This window comes from Mycobacterium shinjukuense (assembly GCF_010730055.1).
Classification (GTDB): domain Bacteria; phylum Actinomycetota; class Actinomycetes; order Mycobacteriales; family Mycobacteriaceae; genus Mycobacterium; species Mycobacterium shinjukuense.
The window spans coordinates 838157-859749 of sequence record NZ_AP022575.1 but is presented as its reverse complement, the minus strand read 5'-3'; the positions used below and the strand labels follow the sequence as shown (position 1 = coordinate 859749).

General features: G+C 68.4%; 16 protein-coding genes and 2 pseudogenes (1 of these 18 cut by a window edge). 5 read left to right on the top strand and 13 right to left on the bottom strand.

The genetic code is table 11. The annotated features are described in order from the left end of the window. Positions 1–372: 372 nt before the first annotated feature. Both G6N20_RS03745 and G6N20_RS03740 read right to left on the bottom strand, forming a co-directional pair. Positions 373–1191: an Fpg/Nei family DNA glycosylase gene (locus G6N20_RS03745; protein ID WP_083046261.1), complete on the bottom strand. Its 819-nt coding sequence runs from the start codon at positions 1189–1191 to the stop codon at positions 373–375. A 9-nt stretch (positions 1192–1200) separates the two neighbouring features. Beyond that, positions 1201–1680 carry a ribose-5-phosphate isomerase gene (locus G6N20_RS03740; RefSeq protein ID WP_083046260.1) on the bottom strand — a complete coding sequence of 160 codons (480 nt, stop codon included), beginning with the start codon at positions 1678–1680 and terminating at the stop codon, positions 1201–1203. A gap of 127 nt (positions 1681–1807) precedes the next feature. Between G6N20_RS03740 and G6N20_RS03735 the strand changes: the two genes are divergently transcribed. Then, positions 1808–1984, top strand: coding sequence for a hypothetical protein (locus G6N20_RS03735; protein WP_163662612.1), 177 nt, complete (start codon positions 1808–1810; stop codon positions 1982–1984). 147 nt (positions 1985–2131) lie between these two features. Continuing rightward, on the top strand, positions 2132–2254 hold the full coding sequence (locus G6N20_RS21710) for a hypothetical protein (protein ID WP_263992226.1): 123 nt from the start codon (positions 2132–2134) through the stop codon (positions 2252–2254). 163 nt (positions 2255–2417) lie between these two features. Here G6N20_RS21710 and G6N20_RS03725 read toward each other — a convergent pair whose 3' ends face one another. The 11 genes from G6N20_RS03725 to sepIVA form a co-directional block, all read right to left on the bottom strand. Then, on the bottom strand, positions 2418–4892 hold the full coding sequence (locus G6N20_RS03725) for a [protein-PII] uridylyltransferase (RefSeq protein ID WP_083046259.1): 2475 nt from the start codon (positions 4890–4892) through the stop codon (positions 2418–2420). 57 nt (positions 4893–4949) lie between these two features. Beyond that, positions 4950–5288, bottom strand: coding sequence for a nitrogen regulatory protein P-II (gene glnB / locus G6N20_RS03720; RefSeq protein ID WP_012393592.1), 339 nt, complete (start codon positions 5286–5288; stop codon positions 4950–4952). Next, positions 5285–6718 carry an ammonium transporter gene (locus tag G6N20_RS03715; RefSeq protein WP_142271855.1) on the bottom strand — a complete coding sequence of 478 codons (1434 nt, stop codon included), beginning with the start codon at positions 6716–6718 and terminating at the stop codon, positions 5285–5287. Before G6N20_RS03715 ends, glnB begins: the two co-directional genes overlap by 4 nt. Before the next feature lie 142 nt (positions 6719–6860). Continuing rightward, complete coding sequence (gene ftsY, locus G6N20_RS03710) at positions 6861–8126, bottom strand: signal recognition particle-docking protein FtsY (RefSeq protein ID WP_083046258.1); 1266 nt, start codon at positions 8124–8126, stop codon at positions 6861–6863. A gap of 33 nt (positions 8127–8159) precedes the next feature. Further along, positions 8160–11771, bottom strand: coding sequence for a chromosome segregation protein SMC (gene smc, locus G6N20_RS03705; RefSeq protein WP_083046257.1), 3612 nt, complete (start codon positions 11769–11771; stop codon positions 8160–8162). 11 nt (positions 11772–11782) lie between these two features. Further along, positions 11783–12064, bottom strand: coding sequence for an acylphosphatase (locus tag G6N20_RS03700; protein WP_083046256.1), 282 nt, complete (start codon positions 12062–12064; stop codon positions 11783–11785). Next, positions 12051–12464 carry an OsmC family protein gene (locus tag G6N20_RS03695; protein WP_083046255.1) on the bottom strand — a complete coding sequence of 138 codons (414 nt, stop codon included), beginning with the start codon at positions 12462–12464 and terminating at the stop codon, positions 12051–12053. Before G6N20_RS03695 ends, G6N20_RS03700 begins: the two co-directional genes overlap by 14 nt. A 64-nt stretch (positions 12465–12528) precedes the next feature. Then, on the bottom strand, positions 12529–13395 hold the full coding sequence (mutM, locus tag G6N20_RS03690) for a DNA-formamidopyrimidine glycosylase (protein WP_083046254.1): 867 nt from the start codon (positions 13393–13395) through the stop codon (positions 12529–12531). 339 nt (positions 13396–13734) lie between these two features. Next, positions 13735–14451 carry a ribonuclease III gene (gene rnc, locus G6N20_RS03685; RefSeq protein ID WP_083046253.1) on the bottom strand — a complete coding sequence of 239 codons (717 nt, stop codon included), beginning with the start codon at positions 14449–14451 and terminating at the stop codon, positions 13735–13737. Continuing rightward, the gene (locus G6N20_RS03680) at positions 14448–15053 is read right to left on the bottom strand and encodes a YceD family protein (protein ID WP_083046252.1); all 606 of its coding nucleotides are present in this window, start codon (positions 15051–15053) and stop codon (positions 14448–14450) included. Before G6N20_RS03680 ends, rnc begins: the two co-directional genes overlap by 4 nt. Before the next feature lie 38 nt (positions 15054–15091). Further along, positions 15092–15829 carry a cell division protein SepIVA gene (gene sepIVA / locus G6N20_RS03675; RefSeq protein ID WP_083046343.1) on the bottom strand — a complete coding sequence of 246 codons (738 nt, stop codon included), beginning with the start codon at positions 15827–15829 and terminating at the stop codon, positions 15092–15094. Positions 15830–16009: 180 nt separating this feature from the next. On the opposite strand from sepIVA, the pseudogene G6N20_RS03670 reads away from it, so the two are divergent. The 3 genes and pseudogenes from G6N20_RS03670 to G6N20_RS21705 all read left to right on the top strand — a co-directional run. Further along, positions 16010–16486: pseudogene (locus G6N20_RS03670) on the top strand (thioesterase II family protein); the annotation flags it as partial. A 691-nt stretch (positions 16487–17177) separates the two neighbouring features. Continuing rightward, a complete protein-coding gene (gene fadD26, locus G6N20_RS03665; RefSeq protein ID WP_083046251.1) occupies positions 17178–18929 on the top strand; it encodes a long-chain-fatty-acid--AMP ligase FAAL26/FadD26 in 1752 nt (583 codons plus the stop codon). After that, positions 18926–21593 (top strand): annotated as a pseudogene (locus tag G6N20_RS21705) (type I polyketide synthase) (it continues 2893 nt past the right edge of the window). Before fadD26 ends, G6N20_RS21705 begins: the two are co-directional and overlap by 4 nt.

Below are 21593 nucleotides of genomic sequence, written 5' to 3'. Positions count from 1 at the left end.
TGGGCCTACCGAGGTCCGCCTGGCCCGCCTGGCCCTGGAGCACCCTGTCCGGGCGTAGGCCCACCGACTCCCGGCGGCCCGTAGCCGGGCCCGGGGTGGGTGTTAGGTCCGGGCCCGCGCCAGTTGTCGTGACACGATCCGGTGTCCCAGTTATCGCCCCAGCCGGGATCCCAAAATTCACCAGGGCACCATTGCGGGAGGGGCGTTAGCCGCGCCGGGGCTTGGGTCGCGGCCCCCAAGCCAACCGGCCCCAAAGCAGCCGTCATCGCGAAAGTCGTTGCAGCCAAACGCCAAGAAGTTTTCATGGAGTCTATACGTACCCCAAAAACCTGGAGCACACCTGAAGATACGCTGGATACGGCCGGAGGGTCGTCACCGCTGGCACATCGGGCACCAGAACACATTCCGGCCCTCCAGCACGGCCGTGCGGATCGTGGCCCCGCACACCCGGCACTGCTCGCCGGCGCGGCGGTACACGTACGTGCGGGGGCGCTCGGGCCGATACGACGGCGCACCGTGGTCGTGTTCGGGGCGCACGACGATGATCTTGCCGCGCCGCAAGCCCACCTTCATCAACGCCACCAGGTCGGTCCAGGCCGCGTCGAATTCGGCCTCCGAAATCCGCTGACCGGTCCGGTACGGGTCGATGTGGTGCCGAAATAGCAGCTCGTTGCGGTAGACGTTGCCCACCCCGGCGATCACCGTCTGGTCCATCAAGAGCGCACCGATGGGCCTGCGCGACTTCGTGATCCGGTTCCACGCCCACGCCGGGTCGGCGTCGCTGCGCAACGGATCGGGCCCCAGCCGGCCCACCACGTCGCCGAGTAGGCCGTCGTCGATCAGCTCGCATACCGTGGGGCCGCGCAGGTCGGTGCCGTATTCTGCGCCGACCATCCGCATGCGCACCTGCCCGACCGGGTCCGGAAGAGGCACGCCTGAGGGCCGTGCCCATTCGGTGAAGGTGCCGTACAGCCCGAGGTGCACGTGCACGACCGGGCCCCCGGACGAGCCACCGTCGTAGTGGTGGAAAAGGTGCTTGCCCCACACGCTGGCGCGCCGCAACACCCGACCGTCCACCGCGGCGGCCGAGGCGGCGAATCGGCCCTGCGGGCTGGACACGGCCACCGGCGCGCCGGCGAACCGGCGCTGGTGCAGCCGGGCCAGCCGATGCAGGGTATGTCCTTCAGGCACGGGCGTCCGCTAGCCCATCGTGCCCGGCACCGGGGGCGCGTCGTGGGTCCGCTCATACTCGGCGAGAATGTCGATCCTCCGTTGGTGGCGTTCGGCGTTCGACCATGGTGTGGACACGAAGGCGTCGACGATGGCCAGCGCCTCGGCGAGCGTGTGCATGCGGCCGCCGATGCCGATCAACTGCGCGTTGTTGTGTTCCCGGGCCAGCGCGGCGGTCTGCGCGCTCCACGCCAGCGCGCAGCGCGCGCCCGGCACCTTGTTGGCCGCGATCTGTTCACCGTTGCCCGATCCGCCCAGCACGATGCCCAGGCTGCCGGGGTCGGCCACGGTGCGCGTCGCCGCGGCGATGCAAAACGCCGGGTAGTCGTCGTCCGCGTCGTAGCTGAAGGCGCCGCAGTCGATCGGCTCGTGCCCGGTTTCCTTCAGGTGCTCGATGATCTGCTGCTTGAGCTCGAATCCCGCATGGTCGGCTCCCAGGTACACGCGCATGCCCGACATCCTTACCTGCCGGCCGGGAACCTCGCGACGCGCCCCCCAGTTGTCGACTGGGCTCAGAGGTGACACTGATTGCCCGCGGACCTTGAGGTTCCAGAGTCCGGCGACGATGTGGCGGCTAATGGTTGACGGCTTCGCCGTGGCGTCGGCATTGTCGCAGGATTTGCCGGTCCTTGATCCTGGCGATGACGTGGTCAACGCGGGCTGTGATCCGGCGGTGCGCCCGGTAGCTGTCGTCGCGGATGATGCGTGCGTCGGGTCGGCGGCGGGGCTGGTGATCGACGCGGAACCGCGGTAGCCGCGATGTCCCAGCACCCCCCGTGTGGGACACGTGTGGCGACAACCTTGACCCTGCGCACCCACGACTGCGACCGGTGTGGGCTGCGCGGTGACCGCGACATCGTCTCCGCGGCGCTGGCGGCCTGCGCCGAGTTCGCCAACCCCGATGACCCCGCGCACCGCGACCGTCGACTACCAGCTTGCCCACGCGCTGCGCGATGGGCTGGCCTTCCAGCACGAGTGGGAGGGTTCAGTCACCGGCGCCTGCCACCAACACCACCCGGTGTGAGACCGGCCAGGACCGGCAGCCACCACCGGCCGGTGGCCGCTGCTGAACAAGCGGCACCCGGCCCACCCCCAACACACCACGCCAGCGTGGACATTGCGGGACCAGCCGACACCAACCAGCACCCCAGCTGATTGGCGCCGCATAACCCCTTACGGGTCACCTCTCAGTCGCCGACGGGTTCGTCGACCAGCACGTCCGCGGGGGCGCCCAGCACCGCCGCCAGGTGGCGCTCCACCACGGGTCGCACGATGGACTCCGCGGGCACCGACACGCAGAACACATCGGCCGCCGTCGAACCGAACGTGTTGACCTTCGCCCAGACGATGTCCGCCCCGGCGCGCTCCAGCGCCCGGGCCAGCAGCGCGAGCAGGCCGATCCGATCCATGGCCCGGACTTCCAGGAGCAGCTGGCCCGGCATGTGGGTATCGAGCCACAGGATGCGCGGCGGGGCGGTCGAACGCGTGACCGGCACCCCCACCTGCACCTCTCCGGCCCGCGCGGACGCCGAGCTGGCGGCGTGACAATCGCGCTGCTCCAGCGTGCCGAGAACGTCGACGTCACCATGAAGGGCGCCGACGAACTGCTGACGCAGCAGATCCGCTGCGGGCGGCGAACCGAAAAGTGGTGACAGCACGAACTCGGTGATCGCGACCCCCTCGTGGACGTTGACCGAAGCCGAGTGGACGCGCAGCGAGTTCAGCGCCAGCACGGCCGCGGCCTTGGACACCAATCCCGGCTCGTCCGGCGCCACCATCACGGCGTGAACCCGTCCGCTGTCGCCCGGGTTGATCTCCACATGCACCCCGTGGTCGGCCGCCAGCGAAAGATAGCGGGGCGCGGTCGGTTCGGCCTGCGGGAGGGGCTCACCGGCCATCACCATCCGGCAGCGACGCACCAGATCGTCGATCAGTGACGCCTTCCAGTCGCTCCACACGCCGGGCCCGGTGGCCTTCGAGTCGGCCTCGGTCAGCGCGTGCAGCACTTCCAGCAATTGCGGGTCCCCGCCCAGAGCCTCCGACACCGCCTGGATGGTGGTGGGGTCGTTGAGGTCTCTTCGGGTGGCGGTAATGGGCAACAGCAGGTGATGACGCACCAGCTTGGCGAGCATCTCCACGTCCGGGGGCGACAACCCCATCCGCTTGCCGATCGCAACGACCAATTCGGCCCCGACGACACAGTGATCGCTGCCGCGGCCCTTGCCGATGTCATGCAGCAGCGCGCCCAGCGCCAGCAGGTCCGGTCGCGCCACCTGAGTCGCCAGCGGCGCCGCGTGGACGGTGGTCTCGACCATGTGACGGTCCACGGTCCACTTGTGCGCAACGTCGCGAGGCGGAAGGTCGCGGATCGACTTCCACTCCGGCAACAGCGTGGCCCACAGCCCGGTGCGGTCGAGCGCTTCGACGGTCGGCACCGCGGTGGGGCCGGCCGACAGCACCACCAATAGGTTGTCCAAGGCCTCCCGCGGCCACGGCTCAGGCAACTGCGGAGAGCTATCGGCCAGCCGGCTCAGGGTGGCGGCCCCGATGGGCACTCCGGTATCGGCCGACGCGGCGGCCACCCGCAGCACCAGGCCGGGGTCGTGTTCGGGCTGGGCGTCGCGGGCGAGCACGATTTCTCCGGCATACTCCACGACGCCCTCGTCCAGCGGTCGCCGCTTCGGTCGCCGCACCAAGGCCGAGATGCCGCGCCGAGGCAAAGCGTTGGCGGCCGTGCGCAGCCCGGTGACGGTGTGGTAGCCGATGGTGCGGCCGGCGTTGGACAGCATGCGCGCCAGGTCGAATCGGTCACCGACGCCCAGGGCGGCGCTGATCTCGTCGGCGAACTGCGCCAGCAACTGATCGCGACCGCGGCCCGACACCCGGTGCAGTTCGGTGCGCACATCGAGCAGCGTGCGGTAGGCGGCACCGAGTGAACCGGCCGGCATGTCCGGATTGTCCATGCCATGGCGGTCGATCAGCTGAGCGAGCGCCAGCGCGTTGAGCAACTGCGCGTCGCGCAGGCCCCCCCGTCCGGATTTGAGGTCGGGCTCGGCGCGCTGGGCGATCCGGCCTAACCGCAGCCAGCGGGCATGCGTCATGTCGACGAGTTCGTCCATTCGGGATCGAATTCCGCTGCGCCACTGCCGCCGCACCCCATCGATCAGTTCGGTCGAGAGCCGCTCGTCACCGGCGATGTGGCGCGCCTCCAACATGCCCAGCGCGGCCGTCAAGTCCGAATTGGCGGTGGCCAGCGCCTCACCGACGGTGCGAACGCTGTGGTCAAGGCGGATGTTGGCGTCCCACAACGGGTACCACAGGCGGTCGGCGACCGGCCCCAGCGCGTCGGCGGGCTTGCCGTCGTGCACCAGCAGCAGGTCCAGGTCCGAGTGGGGCAGCAACTCGCGACGGCCCAGACCACCGACCCCGACGATCGCGAAGCCGCTGGCATCGGTGATTCCGATCTCGGCCGCCCTGGCCCGCAGCCAGGACTCGTGCAGATCCAGCACGGTCCGCCGCAGTTCGGCGGGAGCCATTCCGCGATCTCCACGAGCCAGCAGCGTACGCCGCGCAGCGGTCAAATCGACTGCTGAGCAACCGTTTTCCGTCTGCGCGGCCTCGGAAAGAGCTGCCCTGGACGGGTTCGGCTGGGGCGGTTTCATACCCGGTTCCGCATCCGGCCGGCCCGTCTGGGCCGGGTCAGCAATGCGCGGCTATGGTCATAGCGCGTCGGGTCCGCGTTCACCGGTACGTACCCGCACGATGGTGTCCACCGGGCTGACCCACACCTTGCCGTCGCCGATCTTGCCGGTACGCGCCGCCCGCACGATGCTGTCCACCACCTTGTCGACGATGGAGTCGTCGACGACGACCTCGATCCGAACCTTCGGCACGAAATCGACGGAGTATTCGGCGCCCCGGTAAACCTCGGTGTGCCCCTTCTGCCGCCCATACCCCTGGATTTCGCTGACCGTCATCCCCAAGACCCCGGCCTCTTCGAGGCTGGTTTTGACGTCATCGAGGGTGAACGGCTTCACGATCGCGGTGATCAGCTTCATTTCTGTTCGGCCTCCACTTTCTCGCCCACTCGCTCCTCCTGGCCGTTGCGGCTGTCCTCCAAGGCGACCCGCGGAGGCAGAACCGAACCGCTGGCGACTGCGAAGTCGTAGCCGCTCTCGGCGTGCTCGGCCTCGTCGATGCCCGAGCTTTCCTGCTCGGCGTCCAGCCTGAGCCCGAGGGTGTATTTCAGGATCAAAGCCAAGATCAGGGTGACGATGCCAGAATAGATGAGCACGCTGAAGGCTCCGATCGCTTGCCGTTCCAGCTGGGCGAAACCGCCGCCGTAGAACAACCCCTTGGACACTCCCGCGACGCCGTTGATGGCCGGGGCCTCCGGGGCCGCCAGCAGACCCACCAACAGGGTGCCCACCAGACCACCGACCAGGTGCACCCCGACCACGTCGAGCGAGTCGTCGAAGCCGAGCCGGAACTTCAGCCCAACCGCGAGCGCGCACAGCACGCCGGCGGACGCGCCAACCACCAACGCGCCCAGCACGTTGACCGACGAACACGATGGCGTGATGGCAACCAGTCCGGCGACAATGCCCGAGGCCGCGCCCAACGTCGTGGCCTTGCCGTCGCGGATGCGCTCGGTGAGCATCCAGCCGAGCATGGCCGCGGCCGTGGCGACCGTGGTGGTGATGAAGGTCGACCCGGCAACCCCGTTGGCGCTGGTCGCCGATCCGGCGTTGAACCCGTACCAGCCGAACCACAGCAGCCCGGCGCCGAGCATCACAAACGGCAGGTTGTGCGGGCGGAACAGGGTCGCCGGCCAGCCATGGCGCTTGCCGAGCACGATCGCCAGCATCAGCCCGGCGATACCGGCGTTGATGTGGACCGCGGTGCCGCCGGCGAAGTCGATCGCGTGCAGCTTGTTGGCGATCCAGCCGCCGTGCTCGGAGGCAAACTTGTCAAACGCGAAGACCCAGTGCGCAACCGGGAAGTAGACGAATGTCGCCCACAGCCCGGCGAACAGCAGCCAGGCGCCGAACTTCAGCCGGTCGGCCACGGCGCCGGAGATCAGCGCGACCGTGATGATCGCGAACATCAGCTGGAACGCCGCGAAGACGGTGGCGGGCAGCGTGCCGGCCAGCGGGATGTTCACCGCCGCGGTCCCGGTGGCCGGATCCGCGGCGACGGCGTTGACGCCGATGAGCCCCTTGAGACCCCAGTAGTTGGTCGGGTTGCCGGCGATGTTGCCCACGTCGTCGCCGAATGCCAGCGAATAGCCGTAGAGCACCCACAGCACGGTCACGACGCCCATCGCGCTGATGCTCATCATGATCATGTTGAGCACGCTCTTGGCACGCACCATGCCGCCGTAGAAGAATGCCAGGCCCGGCGTCATCAACAGCACGAGCGCGGAACTGGCCAGCATCCAGGCGGTATCGCCGGTGTCGGGCACGCCCAGTATCGGGAAGTCACTCACTCGCTATCACCTCCAGTCAGCGTTGGGTGGGCCCCAGGTGGATGGCTGGCGACCTGATCCAGAACCATGCGCAGTGGTTGTTGCCGCTGTGGGGCCGCCGTGTTTCATCAGGATTAACGTCAAGCTTGCTGTGTAAGAGCTTTTAACCGAGTAGGGCGTCGACGAAGGCGCCGGGCTCGAACGGCGCCAAATCGTCGGGGCCTTCGCCGAGTCCCACCAGCTTCACCGGCACCCCGAGTTCCTGCTGGACGCGGAAAACGATGCCGCCCTTGGCCGTTCCGTCCAGTTTGGTCAGCACCGCGCCGGTGATGTCGACGACCTCGGCGAACACCCTGGCCTGTGCCAGCCCGTTCTGCCCGATCGTGGCGTCGAGCACCAGGAGCACCTCGTCGACGGCCGCGCGCCGGGTCACCACGCGTTTGACCTTGCCGAGCTCGTCCATCAGGCCGACCTTGGTGTGCAGCCGCCCGGCGGTGTCGATGACCACGACGTCGGCGCCGGTCGCGATGCCCTTGTCGACGGCGTCGAACGCCACCGACGCCGGGTCGGCGCCTTCGGCGCCACGCACCACGTCCGCGCCCACCCGTGCGGCCCAGGTTTGCAGCTGGTCGGCCGCCGCCGCCCGGAAGGTGTCGGCCGCGCCCAGGACGACACGCCGCCCGTCGGCCACCAGCACTCGCGCCAACTTGCCGACGGTGGTGGTTTTCCCGGTGCCGTTGACCCCCACGACCAGCAGCACCGCCGGATTGCCGTCGTGCGGCAGGGCGCGAATCGAGCGGTCCATGCCGGGGTGCAGCTCGTTGATCAGCACGTCGCGCAGCACGGCCCGCGCGTCGGCCTCGGTACGCACGTTGGCGCTGGCCAGCCGGCCGCGCAGCTGCGACACCACCGCCGCGGTGGCCATCGGGCCCAGGTCGGCGACCAGCAGGGTGTCCTCGACCTGTTGCCAGGAGTCCTCGTCCAGGTCGCCGCCGCCGATCAAACCGAGCATGCTGCGCCCGAGTGCATGCTGCGATCGGGCCAGCCGTCCGCGCAAGCGTTCCAGTCGCCCTTCGGGCGGTGCGATCTCTTCGATCGCGGGCGCCCGCGGCGCCGCCGGTGCGGTCTCGGGTCCCAGCTCGAACTCGGGAAGTTGGACGTCGGAGATGGTGCGCCTGGGCGCATCGCGGGGGACGGTCGCGTCGTCGCCGACGCCGGGCAACCCGGTGGTGTCGATCCGTTCGGGTGTCTGGCTGAAGGTGATCCCCGACGAGGCGGTGTACCCACCGGAGCGGTCGATCGCGTCGGGCTGTGGCCGCGACGACAGGCTGATCCGGCGCCGGCGATACAGCACCAGGCCGAGGGTCAGCGCGGCGATGACGACCAGGGCGGCGATGACCGCGATGGCGATCCAGAGACCTTCCGACACGCTGACAATCCTGCCAAGCGCCCGGGGGCAATCCTACGAGGAGGTGGCGACCAGCCGATCCACTCGGTGGCCGCGGATTCGCTGCGAGATGACCGCGGTGATGCCGTCGTCCTGCATGGTCACTCCGTAGAGCGCGTCGGCGACTTCCATCGTGGGCTTCTGGTGGGTGATGATGATCAGCTGCGCCCGGTCCCGCAGCTGTTCGAACAGGCCCAGCAGACGACCGAGGTTCACGTCGTCCAGCGCGGCCTCCACCTCATCCATGATGTAGAACGGCGACGGACGGGCCCGGAAGATGGCCACCAGCATCGCCACCGCGGTCAGCGCCTTCTCTCCCCCCGACAGCAGCGACAGCCGGGTAATCTTCTTGCCCGGTGGACGTACCTCTACCTCGATGCCGGTGGTGAGCATGTCGTCGGGCTCGGTCAGCCGCAGCCGCCCTTCGCCGCCGGGGAACAGCGCTGCGAACACGTCGCGGAACTCGCGCTGCACGTCGACGAACGCGTCGCTGAACACCTGAAGGATGCGTGCGTCGACGTCGGCGACGACCTCCAGCAGGTCTTTGCGGGCGGCCTTGACATCCTCGAGCTGGGTGGACAGGAAGTTGTAACGCTCCTCCAGAGCGGCGAACTCCTCTAGCGCCAGCGGGTTGACCCTGCCCAGCTCGGCCAGCTCCCGCTCGGCCCGTTTGGCCCGGCGTTCTTGGGTAGCGCGGTCGAACGGCATCGGGGCGGGCGCGACCACCTGCTCGCCGCGCTCGCGGGCCTGCCGGAACTCCGCCATCTCCAGCTCGGTCGGCGGCAGCGCCACCTGCGGCCCGTATTCGGTGATCAGGTCGGCCGGCGCCATTCCGAACTGTTCCAGCACCATCTGCTCGAGCTGCTCGATTCGCAACGCCGCCTGGGCGTTTGCTACCTCGTCGCGGTGCAGCGAATCGGTGAGTGCGGCCACTCGGGCGGTCAGCGTGTTCGCCTCCTCGCGGACCGCCGCGATCGCCGCCGACCGTTGCTGGCGTTCGGCGGCCAGCCGGTCGCGCAGTTGTGCCGCCGCATCGACCACCCGGTCCAGCCGCCCCGCCAACAGTCGCCCGGCATCGGCCACCGCCGCGGCCACGGCGGCTGCACGCTGCCGGGCGGCGCGCGCTTGCTCGGCCCGCGCCCGGGCCGCACGTTCGGCCACGGCGGCGCGGCGCAGCGAATCGGCGCGGCCACGAACGGCGTGGGCGCGTTCCTCGGCGGTCCGCACCGCCAGCCGGGCCTCCACTTCGACGCCGCGGGCGGCTTCCGCGGCCGCGGCGATCGCTTGCCGGGCGACTACCGGATTGGAGTCGCCCTCGTCCACCTGCTGGGTCTGTTGGGCATTGCGCAGCCGGGTCTCGAGTTCGACCACCTCCGCGAGGGCCTGCGCACGCCCGGCTTCTAATTCCTCACGCTGGCGCAGCAACCTGCTCCACTCGTCTTCGGCCGCACGCGCCTCCTGGCCCAGCCGCCCCAGCCGCTCATACATCGCCGAGATTGCGGTGTCGGATTCGTTGAGCGCGGCCAATGCCTGGTCGGCGGCGTCCTGGCGGGCGGTCTGCTCGGCGAGCGCGCCGGACAGCGCCGCGCTCAACTGAGCCACCTGCGCTTCGGCGCCGGCCAGCTCGCCGCTGGCCTTGTCGATCTCCGAGGTGATCTCCAGGGTGGACAGCTTGCGGTCCGACCCACCGTTCACCCAGCCGGCACCCACCACATCCCCGTCCCGGGTGACCGCCCGCAGCCTGGGCCGGACCACCACCAGATCCAGCGCTTCGGCCAGGTCCTCGACCACCGCGACACCCGCCAGCATGGCGGCCATCGCGCCCCGCAGCCGCGGGGGCGCGTCGATCAGGTCCAGCGCCCACCGCGCGCCGCCGGGCAGCGCCGGCGCCGGCTCAGCGGCGTCCGGGGTTGGCCAGTCACTCAATACCAGGGCGGCGCGGCCGCCGTCGGCTTGTTTGAGCGCGGTGACCGCGCGATGTGCCGCGTCCAAGCCGTCGGCGGCCAGCGCGTCCGCCGCGGAGCCGAGTGCGGCGGCCACCGCCGCCTCATAGCCCGAGCGCACCTTGACCAGCTGCGCAACCGAGCCCAAAAGCCCGGCACCACTGTGATTTCGGGCAAGCCACCCGGCCCCGTCCTTGCGTTCCAGACTCACCGATAGTGCGTCGATGCGTGCCCGCAGCGAGGCCACCTGGCGTTCGGCGTCGCGTTCGGCGGACCGCAGCTGCCCGACCCGCTCGTCGGCCAGCCGCAACGCGGCCACCGTCCGCTCATGGTGTTCATCCAGGCCGACCTCGCCCTGATCCAGTTCACTGACCCGGCCCTGCACGCTTCCGAACTCCGCACGCGTCTGCGCAGCGCGCACCGCGGCCTGCTCGATCCGCTCCGACAACCGCGCAACGCTGTCATCGATCGATTCGACCCGGGCCCGCATGGTCTCCACCCGACCGGCCAGCCGCGCCAGACCCTCGCGGCGGTCCGCCTCGGCCCGAACCGCCGCCAGATGGGCCCGGTCGGCCTCGGCGGCGCGGCGCTCGCGCTCGGCGAGTTCCGCGCGGGCGGCATCCAACCGGCTGCGCGCCGCGGCCAGCTCCGCCAGCAACTGCTGCTCGGTGAGGGCAACCCGCTGGGCCTCGGCTTCCAGGGCGTCGGGGTCGGTGTCGCCCATCGCCGGCGGCTCGACGTCGAGATGGTGAGCGCGTTCGCTGGCGATGCGGACCGTGGCGGCCACACGTTCGGCCAGGGCAGACAGCCCGAACCAGGTGTGCTGCACCGACTCGGCCCGTACCGAGAGCTCAGCCAGCGCCGCCTCGTGCGCGGCCAGCTCCTCGGACGCCAGCGACAGCCGAGCGGCGGCCTCGTCATGGTCGCGGCGCATCTTGGCCTCGGCCTCGACGATCGCTTCTTGCTCGGCGCGCCGGCTGACCAGCTCGTCGGCCGCCAGCCGCAGCCGGGCGTCGCGCAGATCCGCCTGGATGCCTTGCGCGCGCCGGGCCACCTCGGCTTGCCGGCCCAACGGTTTGAGCTGGCGGCGCAGTTCGGTGGTCAGGTCGGTGAGTCGGGCCAAATTCGCCGACATGGCGTCGAGTTTGCGGAGGGCCTTTTCCTTGCGCTTGCGATGCTTGAGCACGCCCGCGGCCTCTTCGATGAGCGCCCGGCGATCCTCGGGCCGCGACTGCAGGATCTCTTCCAGCTTGCCCTGACCCACGACCACATGCATCTCACGGCCGATGCCGGAGTCGCTCAGCAACTCCTGGACATCCATCAAACGGCAACTGCTGCCGTTGATTTCGTATTCGCTGGCACCGTCGCGGAACATCCGGCGAGTGATCGACACCTCGGCGTACTCGATGGGCAGCGCGCTGTCGGAGTTGTCGATGGTGACCGTGACTTCGGCACGGCCCAGCGGCGCCCGCGACGAGGTGCCGGCGAAGATGACGTCTTCCATCTTGCCGCCGCGCAGCGTCTTTGCTCCCTGCTCCCCCATCACCCACGCCAACGCGTCCACCACGTTGGATTTGCCGGAGCCGTTCGGCCCGACGACCGCGGTGATTCCCGGCTCAAACCGCAGAGTCGTGGGCGCGGCAAAGGACTTGAAGCCCTTCAGCGTCAAGCTCTTGAGGTACACGACCCGCCAGACTACCGCTCGCCGAACCCGGTGATCTGCTCCGTCGGCTGCGACCAGTCGGCGACGACCTTGGTGACGCGGCCCGGCGTCGCGCCGCCCTGCAACAGCTGCAGGAGTTCCTCACCGCGTTCGCGCGGCCCTTGGGCGACCACCAGCACGCGGCCGTCGGGGTAGTTGACCGCGTACCCGGTGAGCCCAAGCTCCAACGCGCGACATCGAGTCCACCAGCGGAAACCGACTCCCTGCACCCACCCGTGCACCCAGGCGGTCAGCCGCATGTCAGGATCCGACATCGACCACCTCGAAGTTGACGGTGGTACCCGAGCGCAGGGTGCGCCCCACCGTGCACACCTGGTCGACGGCCCGGTGGACGACCATCAGCAGCCGCTCCTTTTCGTCTGCGGACAATCCGGCCAGGTCCAGCTCGAGGGACTCCTCGAGCAGCGGATAGCGCTCCCGGTCCCGGTCGGCGGCGCCGGACACCTTCACCACCGCCCGGTAGTCGTCGCCGAGCCGACGCGCGAGCGGCTGGTCGCTGGCCATTCCGCTGCACGCGGCGAGCGCGATCTTGAGCAGCTCGCCGGGCGTGAACACACCGTCGACCTCTTCGGAGCCCACCAGGACCCGCGCGCCGCGCGTGCTGTATCCGGTGTAGCGGCGCGATCCGGTGCGTTCCACCCACAGTTGCGTCATGGCTTCTTTCTACGTGACGGCCACCCTCGAGCGTGCTCACAGGGCGGCAGCGCTCGGCGTGTCGTCACCGGCAGCGCACGCCCGGTGCTCGCGGCCGGGGCTGGCACCGCGGGCAGTAGAACGACGAGCGGTTCATGAACCTTTCCCGGCGGATCACCGCGCCGCAGCGCCGGCAGTTTTCGCCCGCGCGGCCATAGGCGTCCAGTGAGCGGTCAAAGTACCCCGACTCGCCGTTGACGTTGACGTAGAGCGCGTCGAACGACGTGCCACCGGCCGCCAGCGCGTCGCGCAAAACGCCGGCGGCGGCATCCAGCACGGCGCCGAGCTGCCGGCGGGTCAGCAAGGCGGCGATCCGCGCGCCGTTGACCCGGGCCCGCCACAGCGCCTCATCGGCATAGATATTGCCGATCCCCGACACCACCCGCTGGTCCAGGAGCTGACGCTTGATCGCGGAATGCTTGCCCCGCAACACTTTCACCACCGCGTCGGCATCGAACCGCGGGTCCAGTGGGTCGCGGGCCAGGTGGGCGACCGGCGCCGGCACCACGCTGCCGTGCACACTCACCAAGTCGGCCAGCAGCCATCCCCCGAAGGTCCGCTGGTCGGCGAAGCTCAACACGGTCCCGTCGTCGAGCAACGCGGAAATTCGCACATGGTCGGGGCGCGGGACACTGCCGAGCAACATCTGCCCGCTCATGCCCAGGTGCACCACCAGCGCGGTGCCCGGGTCCAGCGTCAGCCACAGGTACTTTCCCCGCCGGCCGGTCCCAGTGATCGTCGCGCCCCGCAGCCGCGCCGTCAGGTCGGCGGGTCCGGCCAGATGGCGGCGCACCGCACGGGGGTGGTGCACGCGAACCGTCGCGATCGTCCTGCCCACCACGTGGTCCTGCAAGCCGCGCCGCACCACCTCGACTTCGGGGAGTTCGGGCACCCCGTGATGATCGCAAGCGCGGCGCAGCCGGGCGAAGCGGGTCATCACCGTCGACCCCGTGATCGCAAGCGCGGCGCAGCCGGGCGAAGCGGGTCATCACCGTCGACCCCGTGATCGCAAGCGCGGCGCAGCCGGGCGAAGCGGGTCATCACCGTCGACCCCGTGATCGCAAGCGCGGCGCAGCCGGGCGAAGCGGGTCATCACCGTCGACCCCGTGATCGCAAGCGCGGCGCAGCCGGGCGAAGCGGGTCATCACCGTCGACCCCGTGATCGCAAGCGCGGCGCAGCCGGGCGCTGGGGGCACCTCCCGCTTGCGGGGGACGGGTCATCACCGTTGATCTAGGCAGAGGTTTTGTCGGCGCGATCCAGCGCTTCCAGTGCCTTCCACGCGGCGGCCGCCGCCTTTTGTTCGGCTTCCTTTTTGGACCGACCCACGCCCGACCCGTATTCGGTGTCCACCACCACGACCACCGCGGTGAACTCCTTGTCGTGGTCCGGGCCGGTGGCGGTGACCACATACGACGGCGCGCCCAGCCCGCGCGCGGCGGTCAGCTCCTGCAGACTGGTCTTCCAGTCCAGCCCGGCGCCCAGCGTGGCCGCGGCGTCCAGCAGTGGCCCGAACAGCCGCAGGATCACTTCCCGGGCCGTCTCCATGCCGTGTTGCAGATAGATCGCGCCCAGCAGCGATTCCATGCCGTCGGCCAGAATGCTGGACTTGTCGGCTCCGCCGGTGTTGACCTCGCCACGCCCCAACAGCACGTGCCCACCCAGGCCCTCTTCGCACAGGTTGCGTGCGACGTCGGCGAGCGCCTGGGTGTTGACCACGCTGGCCCGCAGCTTGGCCAGGTCCCCCTCGGAACGCTCAGGATGGCGGTGAAAGAGCTCGTCGGTGATGGTCAGCCCCAACACGGCGTCGCCGAGGAACTCCAGGCGCTCGTTGGTGGGTAGCCCGCCGTTCTCGTAGGCGTAGCTGCGGTGCGTCAAGGCCAGCGACAGCAGCTCGTCGGGCAGGTCGACACCGAGCGCGTCGAGCAGAGATTGCCGTGACCGGGTCACCGCTCACCCCGCTGTGCGGCATCCGGGCCTTCCGACGCCAGCATCCGGGCCAACGTGGCCCACCTCGGGTCGATCTGTTCGTGGCGGTGGCCGGGTTCGGTGTCCAGCGGAACGCCGCATTGCGGGCATAGCCCCGGGCAATCCGGCCGGCACACCGGTGAAAACGGCAGCTCCAGGCCGACGGCGTCGATGATCGCCTGCTCAAGATCGATGGTCTCGCCGACGACGTGTCCAACCTCGTCGTCCTCGGTGGTCGCCTCGGTGGCACTGTCCGGATACGCAAACAATTCGGTCAGGTCGACGTGCACGCGCCCACCAATGGCGGTCAGGCAGCGGGCGCATTCACCGGTGGTGGGCGCGGCCACCGTCCCGGTCACCAAAACCCCCTCGGATACCGACTCCACCCGCAGATCCAGTTCTAGCGGGGCACCCCGCTCGATCGCAATCAGCTCCAACCCGATGCGTGAGGGACTGTCCACGGTGTCGCGCACCGTGAACATGGCACCCGGGCGCCGCCCCAGCCGCGCGATGTCAACGGTCAACGACTCGGTCACATGTGCGCTCACATGCCGTGGTGTTGCCTGGGCGTGCAGCCTTGCCATAGCAGAAATCCTACGGCGCACGCCGCGTAGATCCGAGGTCAGCGCGTCGCGTAGTCGTGCGTGCCGGCCGCGGTCCGAAGTTGGTGGCGACCCCGGCCGACGGAGCGAAGCGTGCCGTTGAGGAATTCTTCGAACTCGGCGAGCTTGTTGTCGACATAGATGTCGCATTCGCCGCGCAGCCGGTCGGCCTCGGCATGCGCGGTGTCGATCAGCCGGGTGGATTCGGCGCGGGCGGCCTGGACGACCTCGTTCTGCGACACCAACCGCTGTTGTTCCTTGATGCCCTCTTGCACGGCCTTCTCGTAGGAGATGTTGCCGTTTTCGATCAGCCGGTCGCATTCCGACTGGGCGCGGCTGATGCTGGCCTCGTACTCGCGTTTGGCCGAGGCGGCGATGCGCATCGCCTCCTCGCGAGCCTCACTGACCATAAGCTCGCTGTGTTGGCGCGCCTCACTGACCATCCGGTCGGCCTGGGCCTTGGCGTCCGACAGGATCCGGTCTGCCTCCGCGCGGGCGTGGTTGAGCATCGAGTCCGATTCGGTGGTGGCCGAGGAGACCATCGAGTCGGCCTGCGCCTTGGCGTCGTGCAGCATCGAATCGCGCGCGTCAAGCACGTCCTGGGCGTCATCCAGCTCGGCGGGGATGGCGTCTTTGATGTCGTCGATCAGCTCCAGCACGTCACCGCGGGGCACGACACAGCCCGCGGTCATCGGCACACCGCGGGCTTCCTCGACAATCGCGCTCAATTCGTCCAGCGCTTCAAAGACTCGGTACACGGCCATACATCGGTTACCACTGGTGCTGTGGCATGACCCCCGGCACCCGCGAGCCCAAGCCGCCACAGCAGTCGCCCGGCCGTCCACTCTCCCATCCGGCGATGGCGCCACGGCAGCGCGGCTTCGGCCCAACGCCGAGCCCACGATGTTGCCGGCGGCTACCGCACGACCGACGATCGATCAGGCGGGCGACCGCTGGCGCAAGCAGCCGCGCTGCGATTCCAGTCGGCAGGACAAAACGTCATCGCGTTATTTTTGTCGTCCTGCTCGGCGCCGGGCCACATCAGATATAAGCAGATCCAGGGTTTTTCAGATAGCGACCTTTTGAACTTGGTCGCCCAAGTGACCGGGACTAATGCGGATTTTCTTGCCGATGACGAATTTCGCGTAGGCGTGCTGCCGACATTGCGAGCGGTACGGGCCATTGCCGGCTATGACCGTCCGCCGGAGGTGACGGTTTCATGCCCCATTTATGCGTTCCTCGGGGACAAAGATTGGATTGTGACCGAAGAAGACATGGGGCCGTGGCGCGCACGAACGACCGCGGAATTCTCTCTCCGGGTATTTCCGGGGGACCATTTTTATCTCAACAACAATTTGTCAGAACTTGTCGGAGACATAGAAGACCGAACGCTTCAATGGTCTGGTCGAATTTAGCTGCACTGCACACGCAAGCGACTGGAAGATGGGTGGTCGCCGACCTGGAAAGATTCGGCTCCAAGTTTGCTGCAATGCACGCAACCCGGGACCAGGCGGACGCCGCGCGGAGCGCAGGACCGGGCCGGCGGGGCCGTTGCACCGAGCGGGCCGCTCCCCCATCCTCCCCGGCGCAGCCCCATCCCCCCGATACAGCCACGGGACATGATAGCCTCCGGACAACGGGACGCTGGTCCCAAAACCGGTCGGCCTCCCTGCCCAGACAACTATGACTCAAATCTCACTCTACTAACAGCCGTCACCAATGCATCATTGGCCACATCAACCACAGCGGACGGCCCCGGTGGGGAGCACCAACCCGGCTGAAACCACCGCGTCACCAGCCAATGATCGACCCGTCGCGGCGCAAAGGGTCCGTGATTTCCCGAATACCGCCCGCGCTCGTCCCAAGAGGTGCTTACCTTACATACAAGGACTAGTTAACTGGGGACAACGGGTAGTCTAGGGGGCGATCATCTGGTGCTCGCAGACGTGCCCTGATAGGGGGGCTGCACCATCGTCGGAGCGGCGTGGTCAGCGCAGACCACAGGTTGCACAACGCTGGGGGACTTCGGCTGTGCAATCTATCAGGGACATTCACGGGGCGCGTAACACATAATGAACGCAAACAGTCGAATGGGAGTGTAGTGCGATGGCGGTCACCGACCCTTCCCTCCCCGCGTTGCTAAAGGAGCGAGCGGATCAACAGGACGGCACCACCGCATACACCTACATCGACTACGGATTGGACCCAAAAGGGTTTGCTGAGAGCTTGACCTGGTCGCAGGTTTACCGGAGTGCTTACATCATCGCTGAAGAACTCAAACTGTGCGGCTTACCCGGGGATCGCGTGGCGATTTTAGCGCCACAGGGGCTAGAATACGTCGTAGCTTTTCTTGGGGCGCTACAGGCCGGGTTCATCGCGGTTCCGCTGTCCACCCCGCAGTACGGCATTCACGACGATCGCGTTTCCGCAGTGCTGCGAGACTCCGCGCCCGTCGCCATTCTCACGACGTCGTCCGTGGTTGGCGACGTGACGAAATACGCAAGCGGACAGGACGGGCAGCCAGCCCCGTTCGTCATCGAAGTCGACCTGCTCGACCTGGATTCGCCACGTGAGCTGCGACCCGCTCAGCAATACACTTCGGGCGCCGCCTACCTCCAATACACGTCCGGCTCGACGCGCACGCCGGCCGGTGTCATTGTGTCGCACAAGAACGTCATCGCCAACGTGACGCAAAGCCTCTACGGCTATTTTGGAGATCCCGCAAAGACACCGACCGGCACCGTGGTGTCCTGGCTACCGTTGTTTCACGATATGGGCCTGATTCTCGGAATTTGCGCGCCATTGGTGGCCGGCCGCAGCGCGGTGTTGCTGAGCCCGATGTCTTTTCTGCGGCGCCCGGCCTGCTGGATGCAACTGCTCGCCACCACCAGGCGGTGCTTTTCCGCGGCACCGAATTTCGCCTTCGAACTGGCCGTGCGCAGAACATCCGACGACGATATGGCCGGGCTCGACCTGGGCGACGTGGCCGGAATCGTCAGCGGCAGTGAACGCATCCACGTCGCGACCGTGAAGCGTTTCACCGAACGTTTCGCTCGGTTCAACCTGAGCCCCACGGCGGTGCGACCCTCTTACGGACTCGCCGAAGCAACGCTGTACGTGGCGGCCCCGGAAGCCGGTACCGCACCCAAGACGGTCCGTTTCGACTACGAGCATTTGACCGCCGGACGGGCCAGGCCCTGCGGCACCGAGGGCTCGCTCGGTACCGAGTTGATCAGTTACGGGTCACCGGACCCGTCGGCCGTGCGAATCGTCAACCCGGACACCATGATCGAGAATCCGCCGGGAAACGTCGGTGAGATCTGGGTGCACGGCGAACATGTGGCCCTGGGGTATTGGCAAAAGCCCGAGCAGTCCGCACGCACGTTCAACGCCACCATCGTCAACCCCGCACCGGGGACCCCGGAGGGGCCGTGGCTGCGCACCGGCGACCTTGGCGTCATGTTCGACGGCGAACTGTTCATCATGGGCCGCATCAAAGACCTGCTCATCGTCGATGGCCGCAACCACTACCCCGACGACATCGAGGCGACGATCCGGGAGATCACCGGCGGCCGGGTGGCGGCGATCGCGGTGCCGGATGACATCACCGAACAGCTGGTGGCGATCGTCGAATTGAAACGACGGGGGGCGTCGGCCGAGGAGGCCATGCGCAAGCTGCGTTCGGTGAAGCGTGAGGTCACTTCCGCGGTATCGAAGTCACACAGCCTGCGGGTGGCCGATCTCGTGCTGGTGTCACCTGGCTCGATCCCGATCACCACGAGCGGCAAGATCCGGCGTTCAGCCTGCGTCGAGCGTTACCGCAGCGACGGCTTCAAACGGCTGGACGTGACCGTATGACGGCGAGCATCGGTGGCGAAGCGGACCTTCGCCACTGGCTTGTCGACTACTTGGTGACCAACATCGGCTGCAGACCCGACGAGGTTGACCCCGATCTGTCGCTCGCCGACCTCGGCGTCAGTTCCCGTGACGCGGTCGTACTGTCGGGGGAATTGACCGAGTTGTTGGGCAAGAGCGTATCCCCGATCGACTTCTGGGAACACCCCACCATCAACGCACTGGCCGCATATCTCACCGCGCCCGAACCCAACGCCGAATCGGATGCGGCGCTCAAGCGGGCGGCTCGCGGATCGCTGGAGGAGCCGATCGCCGTCATCGGCATGGGGTGTCGCTTCCCAGGGGGAGTATCCGGGCCAGAAGCGTTGTGGCAGTTCCTCTGTGACCGCCGTTCCGCGATCGGTCAGGTTCCCGACGAGCGGTGGGAGCTCTTCGACGACGGCTCCCCCGAAGTCAAGGCACTGCTTGCCCGCACCACGCGTTGGGGCTCATTTCTGCCCGACATCGACGCCTTCGACGCGGAATTCTTCGAGATCTCCCCAAGCGAAGCCGACAAGATGGACCCCCAGCAACGCCTGCTGCTGGAAGTGGCGTGGGAAGCGTTGGAGGACGCCGGAATCCCGCCCAGCTCGCTGCGCCGCTCGCAGACCGGCGTGTTCGCCGGGTCATGCCTGAGCGAGTACGGCGCCATTGCCTCCACCGAGCTGTCCCAGGTCGATGGGTGGAGCAACACCGGTGGCGCGATGAGCATCATCGCCAACCGGCTGTCGTATTTCCTTGACCTGCGCGGCCCCTCGGTGGTGGTGGATACCGCATGCTCGTCGTCGTTGGTGGCAATCCATTTGGCCTGCCAGAGCCTTCGGACCCAGGACTGTCACCTGGCAATCGCGGCCGGCGTGAATGTGTTGTTGTCCCCGGCCGTATTCCGCGGTTTCGACCAACTCGGCGCGTTGTCGCCGACCGGTAATTGCCGTGCGTTCGATGCCGCCGCCGACGGGTTTGTGCGCGGCGAAGGCGCCGGGGTGGTGCTGCTCAAGCGGTTGACCGACGCGCAGCGCGACGGCAATCGCGTGCTCGCGGTCATCTGCGGCTCGGCGGTCAACCAGGACGGCCGCTCCAACGGCCTGATGGCCCCCAACCCGGCCTCCCAAATGGCGGTGCTGCGCGCGGCCTACGCAAACGCCGGGATGCAGCCCAACGAGGTCGACTATGTCGAAACTCACGGGACCGGAACACTGTTGGGCGATCCCATCGAAGCGCGCGCGCTCGGCACGGTGCTGGGTCGGGGGCGTCCCGAGGATGCACCGCTGCTGATCGGTGCCGTCAAGACCAACCTCGGTCACACTGAGGCGGCGGCCGGGATCGCGGGCTTCATCAAGACGGTGCTGGCGGTGCAGCGTGGCCAGATTCCGCCGAACCAACGGTTCGAAAGCCCTAACCCACACATCCCCTTCGCCGATTTGCGATTGAAAGTCGTTGACACCCAGACTGAGTGGCCAGACGCCGGGCATCCGCGGCGGGCCGGCGTGTCGTCATTCGGGTTCGGCGGCACCAACGCGCACGTCATCATCGAGCAGGGTCAGGAGGCGGTGGCGGCGGCCGAGCGCGCCGCCGACCCGGCCGTGTCGACGTTGGTGGTGGCCGGTAAGACGGCGCGGCGGGTGGCCGCCACGGCGGGGGTGCTGGCCGAGTGGATGGCGGGCCCGGGTGCCGGCGTGGCCTTGGCCGATGTGGCCCATACCCTCAACCATCACCGCGCCCGGCAGACCACGTTCGGCACCGTGGTCGCCCGCGACCACGCCGCGGCGATCGCCGGGTTACGCGCACTGGCCGCCGGCCGGCAGGCGCCGGGGGTGGTGGGCCCCCCACGACGGCGCGCCCGGCCCGGGCACGGTGTTCGTCTACTCCGGGCGCGGCTCGCAATGGGCCGGGATGGGCCGCCAACTGCTGGCCGACGAGCCGGGGTTCGCCGCGGCGGTGGCCGAGCTGGAGCCGGTGTTTATCGAGCAGGCCGGGTTCTCGCTGCACGAACTGATCGCCGGCGGCAAGGAATTGGTCGGCATCGAGCAGATCCAGCTGGGCCTGATCGGCATGCAGCTGGCGCTGACACAGCTATGGCGCTGCTACGGGGTGACCCCCGATCTGGTGATCGGGCACTCCATGGGTGAGGTGGCCGCCGCGGTCGTCGCCGGAGCGCTCACCCCCGCCGAGGGGGTACGGGTGACCGCCACCCGGTCGCGGCTGATGGCGCCGCTGTCGGGTCAGGGCGCCATGGCACTTGTGGAACTGGACGCCGCGGCCACCGAGGCGCTCATCGCCGACCACCCGCAGGTGACGTTGGGAATCTACAACTCGCCGCGCCAAACCGTGATCTCCGGGCCCGCCGGCCAGATCGAGGCGCTGATCACCCGGGTGCGCGCGCAGAACCGGTTCGCCAGCCGGGTCAATATCGAAGTGGCCCCGCACAACCCGGCCATGGACGCGCTGCAGCCGGCGATGCGCGCGCAGCTGGCCGATTTGGCCCCGCGCACCCCGACGATCCCCATCATCTCCACCACCTACCCCGACCTCGACACCCGCCCGCTGTTCGACGCCGAGCACTGGGCCACCAACATGCGCAACCCGGTGCATTTCCAGCAGGCCATCACCCGCCGGCAGCGGCCCCGG

Coding starts and splice junctions, on each gene's coding strand:
- G6N20_RS03740 (WP_083046260.1), bottom strand. CDS start 1,680: ATGCGCGTGTACCTGGGAGCCGACCATGCGGGATTCGAGCTCAAGCAG.
- G6N20_RS03735 (WP_163662612.1), top strand. CDS start 1,808: ATGGTTGACGGCTTCGCCGTGGCGTCGGCATTGTCGCAGGATTTGCCG.
- G6N20_RS21710 (WP_263992226.1), top strand. CDS start 2,132: ATGACCCCGCGCACCGCGACCGTCGACTACCAGCTTGCCCACGCGCTG.
- G6N20_RS03725 (WP_083046259.1), bottom strand. CDS start 4,892: ATGAAACCGCCCCAGCCGAACCCGTCCAGGGCAGCTCTTTCCGAGGCC.
- glnB (WP_012393592.1), bottom strand. CDS start 5,288: ATGAAGCTGATCACCGCGATCGTGAAGCCGTTCACCCTCGATGACGTC.
- G6N20_RS03700 (WP_083046256.1), bottom strand. CDS start 12,064: ATGTCGGATCCTGACATGCGGCTGACCGCCTGGGTGCACGGGTGGGTG.
- G6N20_RS03695 (WP_083046255.1), bottom strand. CDS start 12,464: ATGACGCAACTGTGGGTGGAACGCACCGGATCGCGCCGCTACACCGGA.
- G6N20_RS03680 (WP_083046252.1), bottom strand. CDS start 15,053: ATGGCAAGGCTGCACGCCCAGGCAACACCACGGCATGTGAGCGCACAT.
- fadD26 (WP_083046251.1), top strand. CDS start 17,178: ATGGCGGTCACCGACCCTTCCCTCCCCGCGTTGCTAAAGGAGCGAGCG.